We start from the raw sequence: 23724 nt of genomic DNA, 5'->3' as shown, positions 1-23724 counted from the left end.
CGCTCCCACGGGCGCGCCGGCACCACCCCGACCGCAGCCTCCCGACGGCGCACCGGCCGTCCCCCGGCAGGACCCGGAACAGGGCTCCGGCGGGGTTGCGGGGGCGCGAGAGGGGATGTGCTGTCAGCGATGCCGGCCGGATCATCCGGCCGGCATCTGCTTGTCGCAGCTTTTACACCTGCGAGAAAGAAGCTTGCATGCCTTGCGATAGTCTTGCAGGCATGACGCGACGACTTGCTCAGGTGGCCAAGAAGGTTGGAGTCAGCGAGGCCACGGTCAGCCGGGTCCTCAACGGCAAGCCGGGAGTCTCCGAGGCCACCCGGCAGTCCGTGCTGACCGCGCTGGACGTCCTGGGCTACGAGCGCCCCACGCAGCTGCGCGGAGAGCGGGCGAGGCTCGTCGGTCTGGTCCTGCCCGAGCTGCAGAACCCCATCTTCCCGGCCTTCGCCGAGGTGATCGGCGGCGCGCTCGCCCAGCAGGGCCTCACCCCGGTGCTGTGCACCCAGACCAAGGGCGGCGTCTCCGAGGCGGACTACGTGGAACTGCTGCTCCAGCAGCAGGTCTCCGGAGTGGTCTTCGCCGGTGGGCTGTTCGCGCAGGCCGACGCACCGCACGACCACTACCGGCTGCTGGCCGAGCGCAAGATCCCGGTCGTGCTGATCAACGCCCCCATAGAGAACCTCGACTTCCCGTGCATCTCCTGCGACGACGCGGTCGCCGTCGAGCAGGCCTGGCGCCACCTCGCCTCGCTCGGCCACGAGCGCATCGGCCTCGTGCTCGGTCCCGAGGACCACGTCCCCTCGCGCCGCAAACTCCAGGCCGCGAGGGCCACCGCCAAGGCCACGGGCGCCGAACTGCCCGAGGAGTACGTGGAGCGCACGATGTTCTCGCTGGAGGGCGGCCAGGCGGCCACGTCGCGGCTGCTGGACCGCGGGGTGACGGCGTACATCTGCGCGAGCGACCCGATGGCGCTGGGCGCCGTGCGGGCGGCTCGCAGGCGCGGCCTGGCGGTGCCGGGCGAGGTGTCCGTCGTCGGCTTCGACGACAGCGCGTTCATGAACTGCATGGAGCCGCCGCTGACGACCGTGCGCCAGCCCATCGAGGCGATGGGCCGGGCCGCCGTGGAGATGCTCTCGGCGCAGATCCAGGGCGGCTCCGTGCCGCCGGGGGAGCTGCTGTTCGAGCCGGAGCTGGTCGTCCGCAGCTCCACGGCGCAGGCGCCCAGGGGCTGAGCCCGGCCGCGGGGAACCGCGGCTTCCGACGCCCCCGGACGCCCTGCCCGGACCGCCGGGCCCACCGGCCCCGCCCCCCGGGCGCCGAACCCACCGGGCCCGGCCGCGTGTTGCCGGGCCCGGCGGCGGCTCCCGCACGCGCGCCGCGAACTCCCCCCCCCGGGCGCCGAACCCACCGGGCCCGGCCGCGTGTTGCCGGGCCCGGCGGCGGCTCCCGCACGCGCGCCGCGAACTCCCCGCCGGACGCGGCCTCGTCGACGGTGCGCGTTGCCCGCCCGGGGCCGGTCCGGCATGTGCGCGCACGCGTACTCTGTCGCCCCCCGGGCCCCGTACGCGCCGGTCCACCGGCCCGCCACGGCCGTCGGCCCCTCCCGCGCCTGACCGCACGGCAGTTGGGCGGCCGCCCGCCCGACGTACGGTGCGCGCGGCGGATCGGCGTACCCGTACGCGCCTCATGCCGGTACGCGCGGTGTCGGCGCGGGAGGGCGCGCCGGTCGTACGGCCCGGCCGCCGGTCCCGCGCCGGCCGCTCCCGCCGCGCGTACCGCGACCGTAGGTGCCGCCGTGCGGTCCGCCGTACGTCCCTGAGGCATCCGGCGTACACCGCAAGGACCGCAACCGCTTGCACGACAAGCGGAACGGGTGCTGCCCCCGCACCGCCCCCAACCTCCCGGCGGACGACAGCCCTTGGCACCGGCGCACCCTTGCGATGCAGCGTGCTGTCAGATATTTGCGAAATAGGGGCGACATATTGCGGACATCCGTAGTTAGTGGTTGAGTGAGCGCCGCCACACAGCGAGCAGCTGTGCGGGTTCCCACGCTCCTGCCCTAGAGGGGTCCCACCGATGAGAAGTCCCGGGTTCCGCCGTACGTGCACCTCCGCCATAGCCGCCGCGATGGCCCTCACCGCCGTGGCCGCCTGCTCCAGCAGCAAGGGCGATGGCGCGACCACCGCGGACGGCAAGACGGCCATCACCATCAACTGCATGCCGCCCAAGTCCAACAAGGTCGACCGCACGAGCTTCCAGAACGACATCACGACGTTCGGGAAGCAGAACCCGAAGATCAACCTCACGGCGCACGACACCTTCCCGTGCGAGGACCCGAAGACCTTCGACGCCAAGCTCGCCGGCGGCCAGATGGAGAACGTCTTCTACACGTACTTCACCGACGTCAAGCACGTGGTCGGCATCAACCAGGCCGCGGACATCTCGAGTTACGTGAAGGACATGCCGGGCTGGAACGACATCGACCCGAAGCTGCGGGCGATGTACACGGTGGACGGCAAGGTCTACGGCGTGCCGAGGACCAACTACACGATGGGCCTGCTCTACAACCCGACGCTGTTCAAGAAGGCCGGCCTCGACCCGAACACACCGCCGACCACCTGGGACGAGGTCCGCGCGGACGCGAAGAAGATCGCGGCACTCGGCAACGGCACCGTGGGATACGCCGACTACAGCGCGCAGAACCAGGGCGGCTGGCACTTCGTCGCCGAGCTGTACTCGCAGGGCGGACAGGCCGTCGACGCGTCCGGCAAGAAGGCGACCGTGGACACCCCCGAGGGCAAGGCCGTGCTGCAGAACCTGCACGACATGCGCTGGACCGACAACTCGATGGGCTCGAAGCAGCTGCTCATCCTCAACGACGTGCAGCAGATGATGGGCGCCGGCAAGCTCGGCATGTACGTCTCCGCGCCGGACAACGTCCCGACCATCGCGAAGCAGTACGGCGGCGACTACAAGAACATGGCGCTCGCCCCGATGCCCGGCGGCAAGGCCACGCTGGCCGGCGGCGACGGCTACATGTTCAACAAGAACGACACCCCCGCGCAGATCAAGGCGGGCCTGAAGTTCCTCGGCCTGGAGACCAACACCCCGGGCAAGGGCCTGAGCAACTGGCAGTACCTGAGCGAGCAGAAGTCCCCGGTCGGCCTGCCGGAGCCGCGGCTGTGGACGCAGGGCGGCAGCTACGACCAGAAGAACCTGGCGCTGAAGAAGCAGTACGCGAACATCCCGGTCGCCAACTACCAGGCCTTCGCCGACGGCAACCCGAAGCTGACGCCGATGATCGAGCCGCCCAACGCGCAGCAGATCTACTCGGTCCTGGACTCGACGGTCTCCGCGGTCCTCACCAACAAGAACGCGGACATCGACTCGCTCCTGAAGGACGCGCAGACGAAGATCGACTCCGTGCTGGCGCAGCAGGGCTGACGTCCCATGAAGACCGTCCAGGCTCCCGCCCGGTCCGCCGCGGCGCGTCCCCTCGTCGAGGGGGCGCGCCCTGCGGGCCGTCCCGGGACCCCCCACAGGCCCTTCCGCCGCAAGCTGACTGACCAGGTGCGCGCCTACGCGTTCCTGATCGGCGGCCTGATCTGCTTCGCGCTGTTCTCGTGGTACCCGGCGATCCGCGCGGTGATCATCTCGTTCCAGAAGTACATTCCCGGGTCCTCGCCCCAGTGGGTCGGCACCAGGAACTTCACCCAGGTCTTCCAGGACCCGGAGTTCGCGGCGGCGTGGCGCAACACGTTCTACTTCACGCTGATCGCCCTGCTGATCGGCTTCCTCGTGCCGTTCGTCACCGCGCTCGTACTGAACGAGATGCGGCACGCCAAGTCGTTCTTCCGGATCGTGGTGTACCTGCCGGTGATGATTCCGCCGGTGGTCAGCGCCCTGCTGTGGAAGTGGTTCTACGATCCGGGCGCCGGCCTCGCCAACGAGGCGCTGCGCTTCCTGCACCTGCCGACCTCGAACTGGACGAACGGCACCTCCACCGCGCTGGTCTCCATCGTCCTGGTCTCGACCTGGGCGAACATGGGCGGCACCGTCCTCATCTACCTCGCCGCCCTCCAGGGCATCCCCGGCGAGCTGTACGAGGCGGCGGAACTGGACGGCGCGAACATCCTCCAGCGCATCCGGCACGTCACGATCCCGCAGACCCGCTTCATCATGCTGATGCTCATGCTGCTGCAGATCATCGCGACGATGCAGGTCTTCACCGAGCCGTACGTGATCACCGGCGGCGGGCCGCAGGACTCCACGGTCACCGTGCTGTACCTGATCTACAAGTACGCCTTCTCGTACAACAACTTCGGCGGGGCGTGCGCCCTCAGCGTGATGCTGCTGGTGCTGCTCGGCCTCTTCTCCGCCCTCTACCTGCGCCTGACCCGCACCGACGACTGAGAGGAGCCGCCGCCATGACCACCACGATCGCGCCGCCCCCGCGGCAGACACCGCCGGCGTCGCCGCGCAGGCCCGGCAAGCGCAAGGACGAGGGACAGGGAGTCCGTACGCTGGTCTCCCCGCTCGCGCTCGCGAGCCGGAAGGGCAAGACCACCTACTGGGTCGTCTTCGGCGTCGTCCTCTTCCTGTTCGCGCTCGCGTTCCTGTTCCCGGTGTACTGGATGATCACCGGCGCGCTGAAGTCGCCGGACGAACTCAACCGCAACCCGCCCACGCTCGCGCCGGAGACATGGCACTTCTCCAACTACGGCGACGCGTGGAACCTGATGCAGCTGCCCGACCACCTGTGGAACACGGTGGTGCAGGCGGCCGGCGCCTGGATCCTCCAGCTCGTCTTCTGCACGGCCGCGGCGTACGCCCTGTCCAAGCTGAAGCCGGTGTTCGGCAAGGTCATCCTGGGCGCCATCCTCGCCACGCTCATGGTGCCGGCCCAGGCGCTCGTCATCCCGAAGTACCTGACGGCCGCCGACCTGCCGTTCATCCACACCAGTCTGCTCAACACCCCGGCCGGCATCTGGCTGCCGGCCGTGGCGAACGCGTTCAACCTGTACCTGCTGAAGCGGTTCTTCGACCAGATACCGCGCGACGTGCTGGAGGCCGCCGAGATCGACGGCGCCGGCAAGCTGCGCCAGCTCTGGTCGATCCTGCTGCCGATGTCCCGGCCCGTGCTCGGCGTCGTGTCGATCTTCGCGCTCGTCGCCGTCTGGCAGGACTTCCTGTGGCCGCTGATGGTGTTCTCCGCCGCGCCCGACAACCAGCCCATCAGCGTGGCGCTCGTCCAGCTCTCGCAGGACGTGCCGCAGTCGGACCTCATCGGTGCGATGGTCATGGCGAGTGTGCCGATGGTCGTCATGTTCCTGGTCTTCCAACGCCACATCATCTCCGGGATCAGCGCAGGCAGTACGAAGGGGTAGCGCGCAGGCGGGGAACGGCTCCGCACCGGGCCAGGGGCGGCCCTGCACCGGGAGCACCGCGTACGACGCCCGCGCACCACGGACACCCGCCCCGAAGGACCAACCCAGCACCACGGGGCGGCCCCCGCCACCGGACCGCCCGCCCCCCGGACCACCGGGCCGGACCCGCCCCCCGGGGACCGGCCCGGGGCAGGGGACACCACGGCACCGGGGGCTCCGCCACCCCCACCTCCCTCACCTTCCGAGCCGAAGGCCGCGCACCGTGAGACAGCTCCGCCCTGCCTCGAAGACCCCGAGCGCCACCGACCGTTGTGAGGGGAGCCCCGTCACCGCAGGCAGCGGCGCCGCCCCGCCACCCGACGGGCCGGGCCGGCGCGCCGGTCCGGCCGTACGACCTGCGCACCGCCGCCGCCTGACGACGTCCCCGCTGTGGGGCGGCGGTGCGCAGCCACCGAACCACCCCCGCCTCGTCACGGACGGCACCGCCGTGAGGGCCCCGCACACGCCCGAAAGGAACACCCCATGAAAGGCAGCCCTCAGGAGCCCGCCGATCGGAACTGGTGGCGCGACGCCGCGATCTACCAGGTCTACGTGCGCAGCTTCGCCGACGGCGACGGCGACGGGACCGGCGACCTCGCCGGCGTCCGCGCCAGGCTGCCGTACCTGGTCGAACTGGGCATCGACGCGCTCTGGTTCACCCCCTGGTACCTGTCGCCTCTCGCCGACGGTGGCTACGACGTCGCGGACTACCGCACGATCGACCCGCAGTTCGGCACCCTCGCCGAGGCCGAGAAGCTGATCGGGGAGGCCCGTGACCTGGGCATCCGTACGATCGTCGACATCGTGCCCAACCATGTCTCGGACCAGCACGCCTGGTTCCGGGCGGCCGTCGCCGCCGGGCCCGGCAGCCCCGAGCGCGAGCTGTTCCACTTCAGGAAGGGCCGCGGCGAGAGCGGGGAGATCCCGCCCAACGACTGGATCGGCGAGTTCGGCGGCACGCCCTGGACCCGGCTCGACGACGGCGAGTGGTACCTCCACCTGTTCGCGCCCGAGCAGCCCGACCTGAACTGGGACCACCCCGCCGTGCGCACGGAACACGAGGACGTGCTGCGCTTCTGGTTCGACCGGGGCGTCGCGGGGGTGCGGATCGACTCCGCGGTGCTGCCCGCCAAGGACCCGGCCCTGCCGGACTTCACGCCAGGCTCTGGCCCGCACCCGTACGTCGACCGTGACGACCTGCACGACATCTACCGCTCCTGGCGGGCGATCGCCGACGAGTACGACGGCATCTTCGTCGGCGAGGTCTGGCTGCCCGACACCGAACGGTTCGTGCGCTACCTGCGCCCCGACGAACTGCACACCGCCTTCAACCTCAGTTTCCTCGCCTGCCCCTGGGACGCGGGGAAGCTGCGCACCTCGATCGACGAGACCCTCGCCGAGCACGCGCCGGTCGGCGCGCCCGCGACCTGGGTGCTGTGCAACCACGACGTGACCCGTACGGTCACCCGGTACGGGCGGGCAGACGACACCGGCTTCGCCTTCGAGCGCAAACGCTTCGGCACCCCGACCGACGTGGCGCTCGGTACCCGCAGGGCCCGGGCCGCCGCGCTGCTCACGCTGGCCCTGCCCGGATCCGTCTACATCTACCAGGGCGAGGAACTCGGCCTGCCCGAGGTGGAGATCCCGCGCGACCGCATCCAGGACCCGATGCACAGCCGCTCCGGCGGCATCGACCCGGGGCGTGACGGCTGCCGCGTACCGCTGCCCTGGGTGGCCGACGCGCCGTACGCGGGGTTCGGTTCGACGGTCGAACCGTGGCTGGCGCAGCCCGCCTCGTGGAGCGCGTACGCCGCGGACACCCAGGCCGCCGATCCGGACTCGATGCTCTCCCTCTACCGGGCGGGGCTCGCGCTGCGGCGCGCCGGAGGAGGTTTCCGCGCGGCCGGGCTGACCTGGCTCGACGCGGCCTCCGGGGTGCTGGCCTTCGAACGCCCTGAGGGGCTGCGCTGCGTGGTCAACCTGTCCGGGGCGCCCGCCGCGCTGCCCGCGCACACCGCGCTGCTGCTCGCCAGCGGGCCGCTCACGGACGACGGGCTGCTGCCGGGCGACACGGCGGTGTGGCTGAGCGTCTGACCCACCCCTCAGCCCCGGCCGCGCGGCGGACCGGGTCGGCGCCGGCCGCGTGGCGGACCGGGTCCGGGCCCGGCTCCGGCGCGGCTAGCGCAACGGTCGGGGCCGGCCGGCCCCGCACAGGACGGCACCGCGCCTCCGGGCACTCGCGCCACCCGGGGCCCGAGGCCCCCCAGCTCCTCCGTCCCCACGAACTCCCGTCGTCCCGCCCCTGGTCGCGCCTCCTGACAAGGCGACACCGGCCGGGGCGGCGGGCCGGACGCCGACCGCCAGGTGACACGGCCCCGCCCCCGAAAGGGACGTCCTACGGCAACGGCCTCGGCGGGCGCGGCCCGTCGTAGCGGCCGCTCGGCCGCATCCGGAGCGGCGGTTCCTCGTACTCCTCCAGCGCGTGCGCGATCCACCCCGCCGTGCGGGCCACCGCGAACACCGTCTCGCCCGCGTCCGGTCGCATCCCGCTCGCCACCGTCAGCGCGGCGAGCGCCAGGTCCACATTGGCGTGCGACGCGGCATGGCGGGCCGTGGTCGCCGTCACTCCGCGCGCCGCGGCCAGGGCCGGCGCCGCGTCGGGCACCTCGTCGAGCGCGGCGAACAGCGCTGCGGCCCGCGGGTCCTGACGCGGGTACAGGCGATGGCCGAGCCCCGGAACCCCCCGCCCCGCGCGCAGGTGGTCCGAGACGACCGCCGCCGCGCTGCCCCGCTCCAGCACGTCCGTGAGCATGCGGTGAGCGAGGCCGCTCGCCGCCCCGTGCAGGGGGCCGTCCATCGCGCCGAGCCCCGCCGAGACCACCGCGTAGGGATGCGCGCGCGCCGAGGCGGCGACCCGGACCGCCAGGGTCGAGGCGGCCAGGTCGTGGTCGATCAGCAGCGACAGCGCCAGGTCGAGGGCGCGCAGCGCGGCAGCGCCCGGCGGCCGGGGCGTCAGCCGGGCCCACAGCCGCGCGGCGATGCCGTCGTCCGCGCGCGAACCGGTGTCCGCGCCGGAGCCGTCCTCGCCGCGGCTTCCGCTACCGGCGGCCACGCCGTCGGCGCCCGCATCGTGACAGCCGGCTGTGCGGCCGGCCCCCGGTCCGACTGCCACGGGCAGCGCGTCCACCAGCGTCGGGATCAGCGCGCGCGCCGTCCCGAGCACGGCCTCGCGCGACAGGTCGAAGCGGAGCGGATCGGCCACCGCGGCGGCGATCGCCGCGACCCGCAGCCGGTCCGTGCTGCCACTGTGCCCGGGAAGCGCGCCGACCGCGCGGCGCGCGGCCGCCAGCGACTCGGCCGGCGCCGTGAACCGCAGCCCCGGGCGGCGTGTGCCCGTCCAGAGCCAGTCCGCGACCTCCTCGTACGGGTAACTCCGCGCCAGCTCTACCGCGTCCACGCCCCGGAACCAGTAGCGGTCCGCCTCGATCAGCGTGATGCCCGTGCTGATGCGCTGCGTCGCGTCGCTGCCGGCGGGGGGTTCCCTGCGCGCTCTGCGCACCAGCGCGTCGACCTCCTTGGGGTCGAACGTGCTGCCGCGGCCCGCCGGGTCGCGCCTGCTGCCGAGCTGGCCGCGGCTGACGTACGCGTACACGGTCTCCGGTTTCACTCCGAGCCGCCGTGCGGCTTCGCGCGTGGTCAGCCGCGCCTCCCCGGCTGCCTGGCCGTCGCCCGTCGAGTCCGTCATGGGAGCACCGTACACAGGGCCATTCACATTGATTCAATCAATATTGACAGCGATTTCTCAACCATGGACAGTCGTATCAAGTCGAGGAGGAGAGAACATGTCGAACACCAGGCCGCAGCAGGGGGCCGTCGAGGTGCCGAGAGGACTGGCCGGCGTCGTCGTCACCGAGACCGCGCTCGGAGACGTGCGCGGGACCGAGGGTTTCTACCACTACCGCCAGTACTCCGCCATCGAGCTCGCGCACACCCGGAGCTTCGAGGACGTCTGGCACCTGATGTTCCACGGGGCGCTGCCCGACGCGGAGCAGTCCGCCGCCTTCGCCGCGCGCGTCGCGGTGCTGCGACACCTGCCGGACGAGGTCGCCGACGCACTGCCGGCGATCGCGCGGGCGTCCGCCGCCGTCGGACCACTGGCCGGGCTGCGTACCGCCCTGTCGCTGTACGGCTCCGCCACCGGCCTGCGCCCGCTGTACGACACCGATCCCGCGCGCCGCACCGAGGACGCGCTCGCCGCCTGCGCGGTCGTCCCGACCATCCTGACGGCCCTGCACCGCATCGGGCGGGGCCAGGAGCCCCTCGCACCGCGTGACGATCTCGGGCACGCTGCCAACTACCTCTGGATGCTGACCGGTTCGCAGCCCGAGCCGGAGCACGCACGGGCGATCGAGCAGTACCTGGTGGCCACGGTCGACCACGGCTTCAACCCCTCGACCTTCACCGCCCGGGTGATCGCGTCGACCGGGGCCGACCTGGCGGCCTGCCTGGTCGGCGGCGTCGGAGCGTTCTCGGGTCCGCTGCACGGCGGCGCCCCGGCCCGGGCGCTCGACACCCTCGATGCCATCGGCACCGCCGACCGGATCGACCCCTGGATCAGGGAACAGGTCCTGGCGGGCGGTCGGATCATGGGCTTCGGGCATGCCGTCTACCGCACCGAGGACCCGCGTTCGCGCATGCTGCGCGAGATCGCGCAGAAGTTCGGCGGCCCGCTCGTCGACTTCGCCGTACGGGTCGAGGAGCGGGTCGAGGCGATTCTCGCGGAACTCAAGCCCGGCCGCGAACTGCATACGAACGTCGAGTTCTACGCGGGCGTCGTGATGGAGCGGTGCGGCCTGCCCCGGACCATGTTCACGCCGACGTTCGCCGTCGCCAGGGTGGTCGGCTGGAGCGCCAACATCCTGGAGCAGGCGGCCGACCCGAAGATCATCCGGCCCGGGGCGCGCTATGTGGGCGAGGCCCCGCCCCAGCCGGTCCCGGCGGTGTGACGGCCCGGGGGACCGCGGGCCGAACGCGGCCCGGCGCTGCCGCGCGGCGGCGCCGGGCCGCGTACGAAACCCCCGCGCTCCCGGCGGCCGCGGAGGACCTCGTCTGAGGGGTGGGGTCAGTGGTGCGCGGCGACCATGCTTTCGATCTCCCTGAGCACGAGGGCGGGGCGGTCCTTCGGGACCTCGTGGGAGCTGCCCTCGGCGGTGACGAGCGTTCGGTGCGGCCCGTCCTTGACGAACGAGGAGGCGGCGTCCCGCCAGTGCTGGGCGTCGGCGGGGGAGCCGTCGAACGGGGTCTTCTCCGAGACGATGACCGTCGCCGGGACCGAGTCGGGCCACGTGGCCTTGTAGTAGGCCTTGCTCGTCGCGGCGAAGCTCTCAGCGGTGGAGATGAGCTGACGGTTCTGCGGCGTGTCCGGGTCCTTCTTCGCCGCGTCGACCTCGGGCTGGTCGAAAGCCAGGAGGCGGGCGGTCTCCTCGTCCGTGAAGAGCGGGGGCAGGTTGGCGTCGACGAGGACCGCGCCGGAGAGCGTCTTCGGGTTCTGCTCGGCGAAGTAGGTCGCGATCTCGCCCGCCTGCGAGTGGGACACCAGGGTCACGTTCCTGGTGGCGCCCAACTGCTGGAGCCCCGCCTTGAGGTCACTGACGGCGCTCTCGACCTTCCACGGACCGGGCACCACGTCGCTCTTGCCGAGTCCGGCCCGGTCGTAGGTGATGACGGTGGCACCGGTGGCCGCGTGGAGCTTGGGGACGAGGTCCTTCCAGTAGGAGGAGTCGTTGCCGCCGCCCGAGTCCAGGACGATCGTGGATCCGTGGCCCTGCGTGACGTGGAAGGCCAGCCGGTGACCGCCGTTGTCGATCATGTGCAGGCTCGTTGCGCCCGCCTTGTCGGCCCCCGGCGACGCGGACGAGGTGACCGACGACGCGCTCGTGTGCGTGGAGGCGGAGTCGTGGTCGCCGCAGGCCGTGACGGCGCCGGCGGTCACGGCCAGCAGGGCGAGGGCCGACAGGACCCGGTTCACGGACCGGCGGTTGGGAGTGGTGCGGGACATGGCTGATCCTTTGGACTACGAGTGCGGTGGAGACGGTGATGTCCATCCTTCGGTTCCTGGGGTGATCACAGAATCCGGCTGGCACGCGTGTCCTGGGTGCGGCTGAGGCGAGTGCGCTCGGTGGGGTTACCCCCCTGCAGGCGATCATCGCCGGGATTCCCGTCCCGGCCTGCCGGCCGCCGGCCGATTGGCTGGTCGCGTGCGAGAGGTCCCATGCGTGAGGACGTAGGGTGCGCCGGCCCTGCGGCGCCGGGCTCACGGGGAGCCGGCCTCCCCGGTGTGCGCAGGGCAGGCGGGCTCGCGCGGCGCCTCAGGTGGCCGGCGTGAGCGGGCTGTTGGCCTCGCCCGGCGCAGGCAACTGGGCGGTGGAGTCCGCGTACTTGAGGAGAAGGCGGGCGAATTCGAGTCGCTCGGCCTCGGGCCAGTCGCGGGTGATGTACTCGAAGGCCTGCCGCTGCTGGTGGCGGAAGGTGGTGAGGAGGGAGGTGCCGTCCTCGGTGAGCCGGAGCACGGTGCGGCGGCCGTCCTGCTGCGAGGCCGCACGGACGAGATAGCCGTGGGAGATGCAGTCGCTCACCATGCGGCTGGCCACCGACGGGTCCACCAGGAGGTGTTCGGCGAGGCCGCCGACCGTCATCTCCCTGCCCGCCTCGGCCGCCTCGTCGACGATGTTGAGGACCAGGTTGCGCTTGAGGTCCTTGGGTCCCACCGGGGGGTCGACCGGAGCCTGCATGGTGCGCCGCCTCAGCCGGGCGAAGGCCGCGCCGACGGCGTCCAGCAGGGCCCGGCCCTGCGGCGTGGAGGCGTCGGTGGTGGTCACCGTTCCAGCCTAGCGCGTGTATCTGCAGGCTGCAGATACATGCATGTGTGCATGGAATTGTGCATTGCATCAATGTGGTCGTCGCGATGGCGGGAACTCCGCGTCGGCCAGGCGACGAGGCTTGCCGGGGAAGAGGGAGCCATGGTCACAGCCGTCATCAACGCCCGAGGCGGCAATGAAGTCGATGATCTCGTCGATGTCCGGCTGGTCCCTGAACAGGTGGGCGGAGCCATCGACTCACCGTTGGACCCGCGGCCACGTGGGTCCGACGCGGCACCGGCACCACACCGCGCGGCCTCATGGGGACGCGCTCGAAGGGCCCGGCCGCTGCCCGCCCCGTGCCGGGCCCTTCGCACGGTCCCGGGCAGTGCCTCGTCCCGCTCCCGCGGGGTGAGGCACTGCCCGTCCTGATCAGTGCGCCGGGCCCGCCAGCACGGTGATCTCGTGGGTCAGCGGCGTGCCCGAACCGTCGCGACGGGGGTCGGGGGCCGGCAGCGCCGCCGCGGATCCGTCGGCCTTCGCCGCACGTACCGGGGCCGCGCCCGCCCAGGCCAGCACGAGGGTGTCCTCACCCTTCAGGAACCGCTGGCAGCGCACCCCGCCGGTCGCCCGGCCCTTGCGCGGGTACTGGTCGAACGGGGTCAGCTTCGCCGTGCGCGCGGAGTCGTCCAGGGTGCCGTGCGAGCCCGCGACCGTGAACACCACACCGTCCACGGAAGGATCCACCGCCGAGAACGACAGGACCTCCGCGCCCTCGGTCAGCTTGACGCCGGCCACGCCGCCCGCCGCCCGGCCCTGCGGCCGTACCTGCGCGGCCGGATAGCGCAGCAACTGGGCGTCCGAGGTGATGAAGACGAGATCCTCCTCGCCCGTGCGCAGTTCGGCGGCGCCCACGACGCGATCGCCCTCCTTCAGCGTGATCACCTCCAACTCGCCCTTGTTGGAGGGGTAGTCGGGCACCACGCGTTTCACCACGCCCTGCAGCGTGCCGAGGGCGAGCCCCGGGGAGGACTCGTCCAGCGTCGTCAGGCAGACGACCGTCTCGTCGCCCTCCAGCGCCAGGAACTCGGCGATCGGCGCCCCTCCCGACAGGTTCGGCGCCGCCGGCGTCCGGGGCAGCTGCGGCAGGTCGACCACCGCGACCCGCAGCAGCCGGCCCGTCGAGGTCACCGCGCCGATCTCGCCACGCGCCGTCGCGGGCACCGCCGACACGATCACGTCGTGCTTGACGCGCTTGCCGCCCCCGGCGGGCAGCGGTTCATCGCTCGCCGTGCGGGCGAGCAGAGCCGTGGACGAGAGCAGCACCCGGCAGGGGTCGTCGGCGACCTGGAGGGGCACCGGCACCGCCGCGACCGACGCGCCGCCCTCGATCAGGACCGTGCGGCGCGGGGTGCCGAACTTCTTCGCCACCGCGGCCAGCTCCGCCCCGACGACCTTCCGCAGTTCCGTGTCGGAATCCAGGATGACGCTCAGCTCGTCGATCTCCGTGGTGAGCCGGTCCCGCTCGCTCTCCAGCTCGATCCGGTCGAAGCGGGTGAGGCGGCGCAGCGGGGTGTCGAGGATGTACTGCGTCTGGATCTCGGACAGCGAGAAGTGCTCCATCAGGCGCTGCTTCGCCTGGGCGGAGTTGTCGCTGAGGCGGATCAGCCGGATGACCTCGTCGATGTCGAGCAGCGCCACCAGCAGGCCCTCGACCAGGTGCAGCCGGTCGCGCCGCTTCGTGCGACGGAACTCGCTGCGCCTGCGTACCACCGAGAAGCGGTGGTCGAGGTAGACCTCCAGCAGTTCCTTCAGACCCAGCGTCAGCGGCTGCCCGTCGACCAGGGCGACGTTGTTGATGCCGAAGGACTCCTCCATCGGCGTCAGCTTGTAGAGCTGTTCGAGCAGGGCCTCCGGCACGAAGCCGTTCTTGACCTCGATGACGAGCCGCAGCCCGTGCGCGCGGTCCGTGAGGTCCTTGACGTCCGCGATGCCCTGGAGCTTCTTCGCGGAGACCAGGTCCTTGATCTTGGCGATGACCTTCTCGGGGCCGACGGCGAACGGCAGTTCCGTGACGATCAGGCCCTTGCGGCGGGGGGTCACGTCCTCCACGGTGACGGTGGCCCTGATCTTGAACGTACCCCGGCCCGTCGCGTACGCGTCGTGCACGCCGGACAGGCCCACGATCCGCCCGCCCGTCGGCAGGTCGGGGCCCGGCACGAAGCGCATCAGCGTTTCCAGGTCGGCGGCCGGGTGCTTGATGAGGTGGCGCGCGGCCGCCACGACTTCGCCCAGGTTGTGCGGCGGCATGTTCGTCGCCATGCCGACCGCGATCCCGGACGCGCCGTTGACCAGCAGGTTCGGGTAGGCGGCCGGCAGGGTGACGGGCTCGCGCTCCTGGCCGTCGTAGTTGGGTTCGAAGTCGACGGTGTCCTCGTCGATCGACTCCGTCATCAGCGACGTGGCGTCGGCCATCCGGCACTCGGTGTACCGCATCGCGGCGGGCGGGTCGTCGTTGCCCAGCGAGCCGAAGTTGCCGTGCCCGTCGACGAGGGGGAGCCGCATCGAGAAGGGCTGGGCCATGCGCACCAGGGCGTCGTAGATCGACGAGTCGCCGTGCGGGTGCAGCTTGCCCATGACCTCGCCGACGACGCGGGCGCACTTCACGTAGCCGCGGTCGGGGCGCAGGTTCATCTCGTTCATCTGGTACACGATGCGGCGGTGCACCGGCTTCATGCCGTCCCGCGCGTCCGGCAGGGCGCGCGAGTAGATCACCGAATACGCGTATTCGAGGTAGGAGGCCTGCATTTCATCGACCACGTCGATATCGAGGATGCGCTCCTCGAAGTCATCGGGCGGCGGGGTCTTCGTGCTGCGGCGGGCCATCGCTGCTGCGGCTCCTTCACAGAGAAAGTGCGGCGCGTACGACGACGCGCGCGCCGGGTACGACGACAACTTCTGGGGCTGACAGCGACCATTGTGGACCGCGCCACCGACAACACCGGAATCGACCCGTGAGTCGAGGGTCGCGCGGGCCCCACCGGGCGTCCTCGCGGAGGCCTCCGCAGGGCCCCCGGCGACCCCTGTGCTGCCCGGTATGCGCCGCCGCGGACCGTGGTGGCGACGACGTCGCCGGCCCGTACGGCGCGCGTCGCGAGTCCCGGGGACCCCGGGCGGCCGCATGCGCGCTTGCATACAGTGGCAGGCTGGCAGCAACACCCGTCATCGCGAGCGAAGGGACGTACATGCCCAAGGGTCACACGGCCACCGAGCAGGCCGGTTCAGGCGGCCTGACAGCGACGGAGCACCGCCTGGACAACGGTCTGCGCGTCGTGCTCTCCGAGGACCACCTGACGCCGGTCGCCGCGGTCTGCCTGTGGTACGACGTCGGCTCCCGCCACGAAGTCAAGGGCCGTACGGGACTCGCCCACCTCTTCGAGCACCTGATGTTCCAGGGCTCGGCGCAGGTGAAGGGCAACGGCCACTTCGAACTGGTGCAGGGCGCCGGCGGCTCCCTCAACGGCACGACCAGCTTCGAGCGCACCAACTACTTCGAGACGATGCCCACGCACCAGCTGGAGCTCGCGCTCTGGCTGGAGGCCGACCGCATGGGTTCGCTGCTGGCCGCGCTCGACGAGGAGTCGATGGAGAACCAGCGCGACGTCGTCAAGAACGAGCGCCGCCAGCGGTACGACAACGTGCCCTACGGCACCGCGTTCGAGCGCCTCACGGCGCTCATGTACCCGGAGGGCCACCCGTACCACCACACGCCCATCGGCTCCATGGCCGACCTGGACGCGGCGACGCTGGAGGACGCGCGCGCGTTCTTCCGTACCAACTACGCGCCCAACAACGCGGTCCTGTCCGTCGTCGGCGACATCGACCCGGAGCAGACACTCGCCTGGATCGAGAAGTACTTCGGCTCGATCCCGTCCCACGAGGGCAAGCAGCCGCCGCGTGACGGCTCGCTGCCGGACGTCATCGGCAAGGAACTGCGCGAGGAGATCAAGGAAGAGGTCCCCGCGCGCGCGTTGATGGCCGCCTACCGGCTGCCCGAGGACGGCACCCGGGAGGCCGACGCGGCCGACCTGGCGCTGACGGTGCTCGGCAGCGGCGAGTCGTCCCGCCTCCACAACCGCCTGGTGCGCCGGGACCGCACGGCCGTCGCCGCGGGCTTCGGCCTGCTGCGCCTCGCCGGTGCGCCCTCACTCGGCTGGCTCGACGTCAAGACGTCCGCCGGGGTGGAGATCCCGCAGATCGAGGCCGCCGTCGACGAGGAGCTCGCCCGCCTGGCCGAAGAGGGCCCGACGGACGAGGAGATGGAGCGCGCGCAGGCCCAGCTGGAGCGCGAATGGCTGGACCGGCTCGGCACCGTCGCCGACCGGGCGGACGAACTGTGCCGGTACGCGGTCCTGTTCGGTGACCCGCAGCTCGCGCTCACCGCCGTGCAGCGCGTCCTGGACATCACCGCCGAGGAGGTCAAGGCCGTGGCCGCGGCCCGCCTGCGGCCCGACAACCGGGCCGTCCTGGTGTACGAGCCGCTGCCGGCCGAGGACGCCGCGGACGGCGGCGGCGAGGACGCCGCGCACAACGACGAGCAGGAAGGGGCGGCCAAGTGACCGATACCACCGTGACCATGGACCTCCACCCGCGTCCGGCGGCGGGCGAGGCCAGGCCCTGGGCCTTCCCGGCGCCCGGGCGCGGCGCGCTGCCCAACGGCCTGACCGTGCTGCGCTGCCACCGCCCGGGCCAGCAGGTCGTCGCCGTCGAGGTGTGCCTCGACGCGCCGCTCGACGCGGAGCCCGAGGGCCTGGACGGCGTCGCCACGATCATGGCGCGCGCCCTGTCCGAAGGCACCGACAAGCTCAGTGCCGAGGACTTCGCGGCCGAGCTGGAACGCTGCGGCGCCACCCTCGACGCGCACGCCGACCACCCGGGCGTACGGGTCTCCCTTGAGGTGCCCGTACGGCGCCTGCCGAAGGCCCTCGGCCTGGTGGCCGACGCGCTGCGGGCGCCCGCCTTCGCCGAGAGCGAGGTCGAGCGGCTCGTCCGCAACCGGCTCGACGAGATCCCGCACGAGACCGCGAACCCGGGCCGGCGCGCGGCCAAGCAGCTTTCCAAGGAGCTCTTCCCTGCGTCGCTGCGCATGTCCCGCCCGCGGCAGGGCACCGAGGAGACGGTCGCCCGCATCGACGCGGCGGGCGTCCGCGCCTTCTACGCCGCGCACGTGCGGCCCGCGACGGCCACCGCCGTCATCGTCGGCGACCTCACCGGCGTCGACGTGGACCAGGTACTCGCGGAGACGCTGGGCGCCTGGACGGGTAACGAGGGCACCCCGCGTCCCGTCCCCGCGGTCACGGCGGACGACACGGGCCGTGTGGTGATCGTGGACCGCCCCGGCGCCGTGCAGACCCAGCTGCTGATCGGCCGGGTCGGCCCCGACCGGCACGACCGGGTGTGGCCCGCGCAGGTCCTCGGCACGTACTGCCTCGGCGGCACGCTCACCTCCCGGCTCGACCGGGTACTGCGCGAGGAGAAGGGCTACACCTACGGCGTGCGCGCCTTCGGCCAGGTGCTGCGCTCCGCCGCTGACGGCTCGGGCGCTTCGCTGCTCGCCATCAGCGGTTCCGTCGACACCGAGTCGACCGGCCCCGCGCTGGACGACCTGTGGAAGGTGCTCCGTACGCTCGCGGCCGACGGCCTGACGGACGCGGAGCGCGATGTCGCCGTGCAGAACCTCGTCGGTGTCGCACCGCTCAAGTACGAGACCGCCGCGTCCGTCGCGGGCACCCTCGCCGACCAGGTCGAGCAGCACCTGCCGGACGACTTCCAGGCGCAGATGTACGCGCGGCTGGCCGAGACCGGCACCGTCGAGGCGACGGCGGCGGTTCTGGCGGCGTTCCCGGTGGACCGCCTGGTCACGGTGCTCGTCGGCGACGGCGCGCTGATCAGGGAGCAGGTGGAGGCGCTCGGCATCGGCCCGGTCTCGGTCGTCAAGGGCTGAGAGGGCTGGAGGGCTGAGAGGGCCCGCGTACTGGCGTCCTCGGCAGGACCCGGCCTCTTCGGCAGGCCCTCGGCCTGCTCGGTAGGAGGCGGAAAAAAATCCGGGCCCGGCGCACACGCGCCGGGCCCGGATCGCCGCCCGCAGGGGCAGCGCGTTCTTCAGACGGTCTCGGGCAGCTCGTCGAGCCCCTCGGCGACCAGCTTCGCGAGGCGGTCGAGCGCGACGTCGGCGCCCTCGGCGTCCGACGTGAGCACGATCTCCTCGCCGCCCTGGGCGCCCAGGCCCAGCACCGCGAGCATCGACGCGGCGTTGACGGGCGAGCCGTCGGCCTTCGCGATGGTCACCGGTACGCCGGAGGCGGTCGCGGCGCGGACGAAGATGGAGGCGGGGCGGGCGTGCAAGCCCTCGGCCCAACCGACGTTGACACGGCGCTCAGCCATGGTGTTGCCCTTCGGATCTGACAGAGGTTGTCTAGACCAGTATCGCACCTGCCGACGGGCCCGACCGGCGTGCCCCGCCGTAGGCTTTCGTCATGGAGACGCCGTCCGCCCACGCCTACCCGGACCACTGGGAAGCAGACGTCGTGCTGCGTGACGGTGGCACCGCCAGGGTCAGGCCCATGACACCGGATGACGCGGACCGGCTCGTCAGTTTCTACGAGCACGTCTCGGACCAGTCGAAGTACTACCGCTTCTTCGCGCCGTACCCCCGGCTCTCCGACAAGGACGTCCACCGCTTCACCCACCATGACTACGTCGACCGGGTCGGCCTCGCCATGACCGTGGGCGGCGAGATCATCGCGACCGTGCGCTACGACCGCATAGGCCCCGACGGCCGCGTGGCGGCCGGTCCCGGGGCCGAGGAGGCGGAGGTGGCGTTCCTGGTGCAGGACACGCACCAGGGGCGGGGCGTGGCGTCCGCGCTCCTCGAACACATCGCGGCCGTCGCGCGCGAGCGGGGGATCAGGCGCTTCGCCGCGGAGGTGCTGCCGCAGAACGGCAAGATGATCAAGGTCTTCATGGATGCCGGGTTCACCCAGCGCCGCAGCTTCGAGGACGGCGCGGTGCGCCTGACCCTGGACCTGGAGCCCACCGAGCGGTCCCTGGCGGTCCAGCGGGGCCGCGAACAGCGCGCGGAGGCGCGCTCGGTGCAGCGGCTGCTCGCCCCGGGCTCGGTCGCCGTCGTCGGGGCCGGGCGCGAGCCGGGCGGCGTCGGCCGGAGCGTCCTGCGCAACCTGCTCTCCGGCGGCTACCGGGGACGTACGTACGCGGTGAACGAGGCCTTCCCGCCCGGCCTCAGCGAGATCGACGGGGTACCGGCCGCGCGGTCGGTCACCGAACTCGCGGAGCCCGTCGACCTCGCGGTCGTCGCCGTACCCGCCGAGCGGGTCCCCGAGGTCGTCGACGACTGCGGCGAGCACGGCGTGCAGGGCCTGGTCGTCCTGTCGGCCGGCTACGCGGAGAGCGGGGCCGAGGGCAGGGCGCGGCAGCGGGAACTCGTCCGCCGGGCCCGCACGTACGGCATGCGGATCATCGGCCCGAACGCGTTCGGCATCGTCAACACGGCCGACGCGGTACGGCTGAACGCCTCCCTCGCGCCGACGCCGCCCGCGCGGGGGCGCATCGGGCTGTTCACCCAGTCCGGTGCGATCGGGATCGCGCTGCTCTCCGGTCTGCACCGGCGGGGCGCGGGCCTGTCGTCGTTCATCTCGGCGGGCAACCGCGCGGACGTCTCGGGCAACGACTTCCTCCAGTTCGGCTACGAGGACCCGGACACGGACGTGGTCCTCATGTACCTCGAATCCATCGGCAATCCGCGCAAGTTCACCCGTCTCGCACGCCGTACGGCCGCCGCCAAACCCGTCGTCGTCGTCAAGGGCGCGAGGCACAGCGGCGCGATGCCGCAGGGCCACGCGGTCCCGGAGACCCGCATCCCGGACGCCACGGTCTCGGCCCTCCTGCGCCAGGCCGGGGTGCTGCGCGCGGACACCGTGACGGAACTCGTGGACGCGGGCCTCCTCCTCGCGGACCAGCCCCTGCCCGCGGGCCCGCGCGTCGCGATCGTCGGCAACTCCGAGTCGCTGGGCCTGCTCACGTACGACGCCTGCCTGACGGAGGGGCTGCGTCCGCTGGCCCCGCAGGACCTCACGACATCGGCGACTGCGGGGGACTTCCGCGGCGCGCTCGCGAGAGCGCTGCACGATCCGGCGTGCGACGCGGTCGTCGTCACGGCGATCCCGCGCGTCGGCACGGACGTCCCGACGGCGGCCGGGGCGCTGGCCGCCGCGCTGCGGGAGGCGGCGGCCACCTCCCCGGCGAAGCCCGTCGCGGTGGTGTACGTGGAGATCGGCGGCCTGGCGGAGGCCCTCTCGGCGGCGACGAGCACGGCCCCACAGGTCCAGCTCCCGCTGCCCGCGGCGTCCGCGCCCTCGTTCCCCCAGGACCCCGCGCCAGCGGTGGGTCCCGGCCCCGGCACGACCGGTCCCGACGCGGCCACGACCAGCCCTGCTGCGGGCACCGCCGGCTCCGACGCCGGCCCGCCCGCCACCTCCGGCACGTCCGCCACGTCCGGCCCGTCCGGCACGACCGACACCTCCGGCACGACCGACGCCGACGCCGAACCGGGCGGGCCGCGGCCCCCCGCCGGCCGTATCCCCGCCTATCCCGCCGCCGAGCGGGCCGTGCGCGCGCTCGCCGTCGCCGTCGAGTACGCACGCTGGCGCCGGGAGTCCGCCGAGCCCGGGCGGGTGCCCGAGTACGACGACATCGACCAGGCCGCGGCCGGCACCCTCGTCCGGCGCGTTCTCGGCGCGGCGGACGAGCCGGGCGCCACCGCGCTGCCCGACCGCGACGCCAGGGCCCTGCTCGGCCACTACGGCATCCATGTCCTCGGCACCCGGGCCGCGCCCGGCCCCGACGAGGCGGTGCGGGCGGCCCGCGACGTCGGCTACCCCGTCGTCCTCAAGACGACGGCGCCCCATCTGCGGCACCGCGCCGACCTCGGCGGCGTGCGGCTCGGCCTCGGCGACGAGGCGCAGCTGCGCACCGCGTACCGGGAGCTGACCGCCTCGCTCGGCGGTCCTGCGGAACTGCGCCCGGTCGTCCAGGCGATGGCGCCGCGCGGTGTCGACACCGTCGTACGCGCCACTCTCGACCCGGCCGCCGGGGCCGTCCTGTCGTTCGGTCTCGCGGGCGTGCCGTCCGAACTCCTCGGCGATCTCGGGCACCGGCTCGTCCCGGCGAGCGACCGGGACGTGGCGGAGCTGATCCGGTCCATCAGGACCGCCCCGCTGCTGTTCGGCTGGCGCGGCGCCGACCCGGTCGACACGGACGCGCTCGCGGAACTCCTGCTGCGGGTCTCCCGTCTCGTGGACGACCACCCGGAGATCGTCGCGCTCACCCTCGATCCCGTCGTCGTGGGGACCCGCGGGCTGACCGTCCTGGACGCGCACGTGCGCCTCGCGCCGCCGCCCGCGCTGGGCGACCTGGGCCCCCGGCGGCTGCCGGAGTACTGAGGCGGCCCGGACCCGGTGGACCGGGCGGGGACCGCCCCGGGCACGGCTCCGGCTGATCTCCGGCCCCCTGCGCTGGGTGCTCCGGTGCCACTGCAGCCCCCGTAGGATGGGGCCCATGGCGAAGACCGGCACGACGACCCAGGGGCTGCGCACGGCGATCGAGCGCAGCGGCTACTACCCCGCCCTCGTGGCCGAGGCGGTGGAGGCCGCCGTCGGCGGCGAGCGGATCGCGTCGTACCTGGTGCACCAGGAGACCACGTTCGACTCCAACGAGGTGCGCCGCCATGTCACCGTCCTCGTGCTGACCGAGCACCGCTTCATCGTCAGCCACACCGACGAGCAGGCCGCCGACTCGGATTCCCCGACGCCGTACGCCACGACGTCGACCGAGTCCGTGAAGCGCGACCGGATCTCGTCGGTCGTCGTCAGCCGGGTCGTCGCCAACCCGGAGTCGTACAAACCCGGCACCACGCCCCGCGAGGTCGTCCTCACCATCGGCTGGGGCGCCGTCTCCCGGATCGACCTGGAGCCCGCGGCCTGCGGCGACCCCAACTGCGAGGCCGACCACGGCTACACGGGCAACTCCACGGCCGACGACCTGAGCCTGCGGGTCAGCGAGGCGGGTGACGGCATCGACGCCGTCAAGGAGACCCTGGCCTTCGCGCAGGCGCTGTCCGAGGCCACGGCGAACCCGGCGACCGGCCGCGCATGACCGACGGCATCGAATGGCCCGGGGCCACCGGTCTCGGTGAGCCCGCGCCGCTGGACCCCGCCACCGCCCCGCTGCCCGCCTACGGGTCGGCCTCGCTGGCCGACCTGCTGCCCACCCTCGTCGCGGGCCAGGGCGTCCCCGGTTTCACCGCGGCCATCGGGGAACTGACCCCCGCCGACCGCAACTGCGTCTTCCTGATCGACGGCCTCGGCTGGGAGCAGATCAAGGCCCACCCCGACGAGGCACCGTTCCTCGCCTCGCTGCTCGGCACCTCGCTCGGCGGCACGGGCCGCCCCCTCACCGCGGGTTTCCCGTCCACCACGGCGACCTCCCTCGCCTCCGTCGGTACGGGCACGGTCCCCGGCGCGCACGGCCTGCTCGGCTACACGGTGCGCGATCCGGCGACGGGTGCGCTGATGAACCAGCTGCGCTGGAAGCCGTGGACGCAGCCGCGCGTGTGGCAGCCCCACCCCACCGTCTTCGAGGCGGCGCACGCGGCGGGGGTGCACACCGCCCAGGTGTCGTCCCCGGCGTTCGAGTCCACACCGCTCACCCAGGTCGCGCTGAGCGGCGGCACGTTCCGCGGGAAGCTCGCGGGCGAGGACCGGGTGGACCTCGCCGCGGAGCAACTCGCGGCAGGCGACCGGTCGCTCGTCTACACGTACTACAGCGAGGTCGACAGCAAGGGCCACCGGTTCGGCATCGACTCCGACGCCTGGCGCGGCCAGGTGATGTACGTCGACCAGCTCGCGCGCCGCCTCGCCGAGAACCTGCCGCCGCGCTCCGCGCTGTATGTCACCGCCGACCACGGCATGATCGACATCCCGTTCGACGAGGAGTCGCGTATCGACTTCGACGAGGACTGGGCGCTGCGCGCGGGTGTCGCGCTGCTCGGCGGCGAGGGCCGGGCACGCCACGTCTACGCGGTGCCGGGCGCGGCCGCCGACGTGCTCGCCGTCTGGCGTGACGTGCTGGGCGAGCAGTTCTGGGTCGCGAGCAGGGACGAGGCGATCGCCGCCGGCTGGTTCGGCCCGGCCGGCGCCGTCGAGGAGCGGACGTACGGGCGGATCGGTGACGTCGTCGCCGCGGCGCGCGATGACGTCGTGGTGACGGCCTCCGAGCGCGAGCCGCGCGAGTCGGCCATGGTCGGCATGCACGGCTCGATGACCCCTGTCGAACAGCTGGTCCCCCTCCTCGAAGTACGCTCGTAG

16 protein-coding genes are annotated in these 23724 nt (G+C 72.6%); 11 read left to right on the top strand and 5 right to left on the bottom strand.

The window, feature by feature from the left end:
* Positions 1-221 precede the first annotated feature (221 nt).
* From OG310_RS08300 to OG310_RS08280, 5 genes are all read left to right on the top strand, one after another.
* On the top strand, positions 222-1232 hold the full coding sequence (locus tag OG310_RS08300; RefSeq protein WP_329455238.1) for a LacI family DNA-binding transcriptional regulator: 1011 nt from the start codon (positions 222-224) through the stop codon (positions 1230-1232).
* Between the two features lie 844 nt (positions 1233-2076).
* A complete protein-coding gene (locus OG310_RS08295) occupies positions 2077-3444 on the top strand; it encodes an extracellular solute-binding protein (protein WP_329455237.1) in 1368 nt (455 codons plus the stop codon).
* A gap of 6 nt (positions 3445-3450) precedes the next feature.
* Positions 3451-4413 carry a carbohydrate ABC transporter permease gene (locus tag OG310_RS08290; protein ID WP_329455236.1) on the top strand — a complete coding sequence of 321 codons (963 nt, stop codon included), beginning with the start codon at positions 3451-3453 and terminating at the stop codon, positions 4411-4413.
* Between the two features lie 14 nt (positions 4414-4427).
* Positions 4428-5387 carry a carbohydrate ABC transporter permease gene (locus OG310_RS08285; protein ID WP_329455235.1) on the top strand — a complete coding sequence of 320 codons (960 nt, stop codon included), beginning with the start codon at positions 4428-4430 and terminating at the stop codon, positions 5385-5387.
* 522 nt (positions 5388-5909) lie between these two features.
* Entirely contained in the window at positions 5910-7520 is a 1611-nt protein-coding gene (locus OG310_RS08280) for a glycoside hydrolase family 13 protein (RefSeq protein ID WP_329455234.1), read from the top strand.
* A gap of 301 nt (positions 7521-7821) precedes the next feature.
* Here OG310_RS08280 and OG310_RS08275 read toward each other — a convergent pair whose 3' ends face one another.
* Complete coding sequence (locus tag OG310_RS08275; RefSeq protein ID WP_329455233.1) at positions 7822-9171, bottom strand: citrate synthase; 1350 nt, start codon at positions 9169-9171, stop codon at positions 7822-7824.
* A 97-nt stretch (positions 9172-9268) separates the two neighbouring features.
* Between OG310_RS08275 and OG310_RS08270 the strand changes: the two genes are divergently transcribed.
* A complete protein-coding gene (locus OG310_RS08270; protein ID WP_329455232.1) occupies positions 9269-10432 on the top strand; it encodes a citrate synthase/methylcitrate synthase in 1164 nt (387 codons plus the stop codon).
* A gap of 116 nt (positions 10433-10548) precedes the next feature.
* On the opposite strand, the gene OG310_RS08265 is transcribed toward OG310_RS08270, so the two are convergent.
* The 3 genes from OG310_RS08265 to OG310_RS08255 form a co-directional block, all read right to left on the bottom strand.
* A complete protein-coding gene (locus OG310_RS08265) occupies positions 10549-11484 on the bottom strand; it encodes an alpha/beta fold hydrolase (RefSeq protein ID WP_329455231.1) in 936 nt (311 codons plus the stop codon).
* Positions 11485-11794: 310 nt separating this feature from the next.
* On the bottom strand, positions 11795-12304 hold the full coding sequence (locus OG310_RS08260; protein ID WP_329455230.1) for a MarR family winged helix-turn-helix transcriptional regulator: 510 nt from the start codon (positions 12302-12304) through the stop codon (positions 11795-11797).
* A 411-nt stretch (positions 12305-12715) separates the two neighbouring features.
* Positions 12716-15169 (bottom strand): DNA gyrase/topoisomerase IV subunit A, encoded by a 2454-nt coding sequence (locus OG310_RS08255; protein WP_329455229.1) that lies wholly within the window; start codon positions 15167-15169, stop codon positions 12716-12718.
* Positions 15170-15528: 359 nt separating this feature from the next.
* Between OG310_RS08255 and OG310_RS08250 the strand changes: the two genes are divergently transcribed.
* A complete protein-coding gene (locus OG310_RS08250; RefSeq protein ID WP_329455228.1) occupies positions 15529-16902 on the top strand; it encodes a M16 family metallopeptidase in 1374 nt (457 codons plus the stop codon).
* 17 nt (positions 16903-16919) lie between these two features.
* Complete coding sequence (locus OG310_RS08245; RefSeq protein WP_329460074.1) at positions 16920-18287, top strand: M16 family metallopeptidase; 1368 nt, start codon at positions 16920-16922, stop codon at positions 18285-18287.
* Positions 18288-18445: 158 nt separating this feature from the next.
* Here the strand turns inward: OG310_RS08245 and OG310_RS08240 are convergent, their stop codons facing one another.
* Positions 18446-18727: an HPr family phosphocarrier protein gene (locus OG310_RS08240; protein WP_329455227.1), complete on the bottom strand. Its 282-nt coding sequence runs from the start codon at positions 18725-18727 to the stop codon at positions 18446-18448.
* Positions 18728-18819: 92 nt separating this feature from the next.
* Here OG310_RS08240 and OG310_RS08235 point away from each other — a divergent pair, with 92 nt between their 5' ends.
* The 3 genes from OG310_RS08235 to OG310_RS08225 all read left to right on the top strand — a co-directional run bounded on the left by OG310_RS08235 (position 18820) and on the right by OG310_RS08225 (position 23724).
* Positions 18820-21801 carry a bifunctional acetate--CoA ligase family protein/GNAT family N-acetyltransferase gene (locus OG310_RS08235; RefSeq protein WP_329455226.1) on the top strand — a complete coding sequence of 994 codons (2982 nt, stop codon included), beginning with the start codon at positions 18820-18822 and terminating at the stop codon, positions 21799-21801.
* Between the two features lie 115 nt (positions 21802-21916).
* Positions 21917-22513 carry a DUF5998 family protein gene (locus OG310_RS08230; protein WP_329455225.1) on the top strand — a complete coding sequence of 199 codons (597 nt, stop codon included), beginning with the start codon at positions 21917-21919 and terminating at the stop codon, positions 22511-22513.
* A complete protein-coding gene (locus OG310_RS08225) occupies positions 22510-23724 on the top strand; it encodes an alkaline phosphatase family protein (RefSeq protein WP_329455224.1) in 1215 nt (404 codons plus the stop codon). Before OG310_RS08230 ends, OG310_RS08225 begins: the two co-directional genes overlap by 4 nt.

This window comes from Streptomyces sp. NBC_01497, assembly GCF_036250695.1.
Lineage (GTDB): Bacteria > Actinomycetota > Actinomycetes > Streptomycetales > Streptomycetaceae > Streptomyces.
Note: the sequence above shows the minus strand (reverse complement) of the source record. Positions and strands in the feature narration are given on the sequence as shown.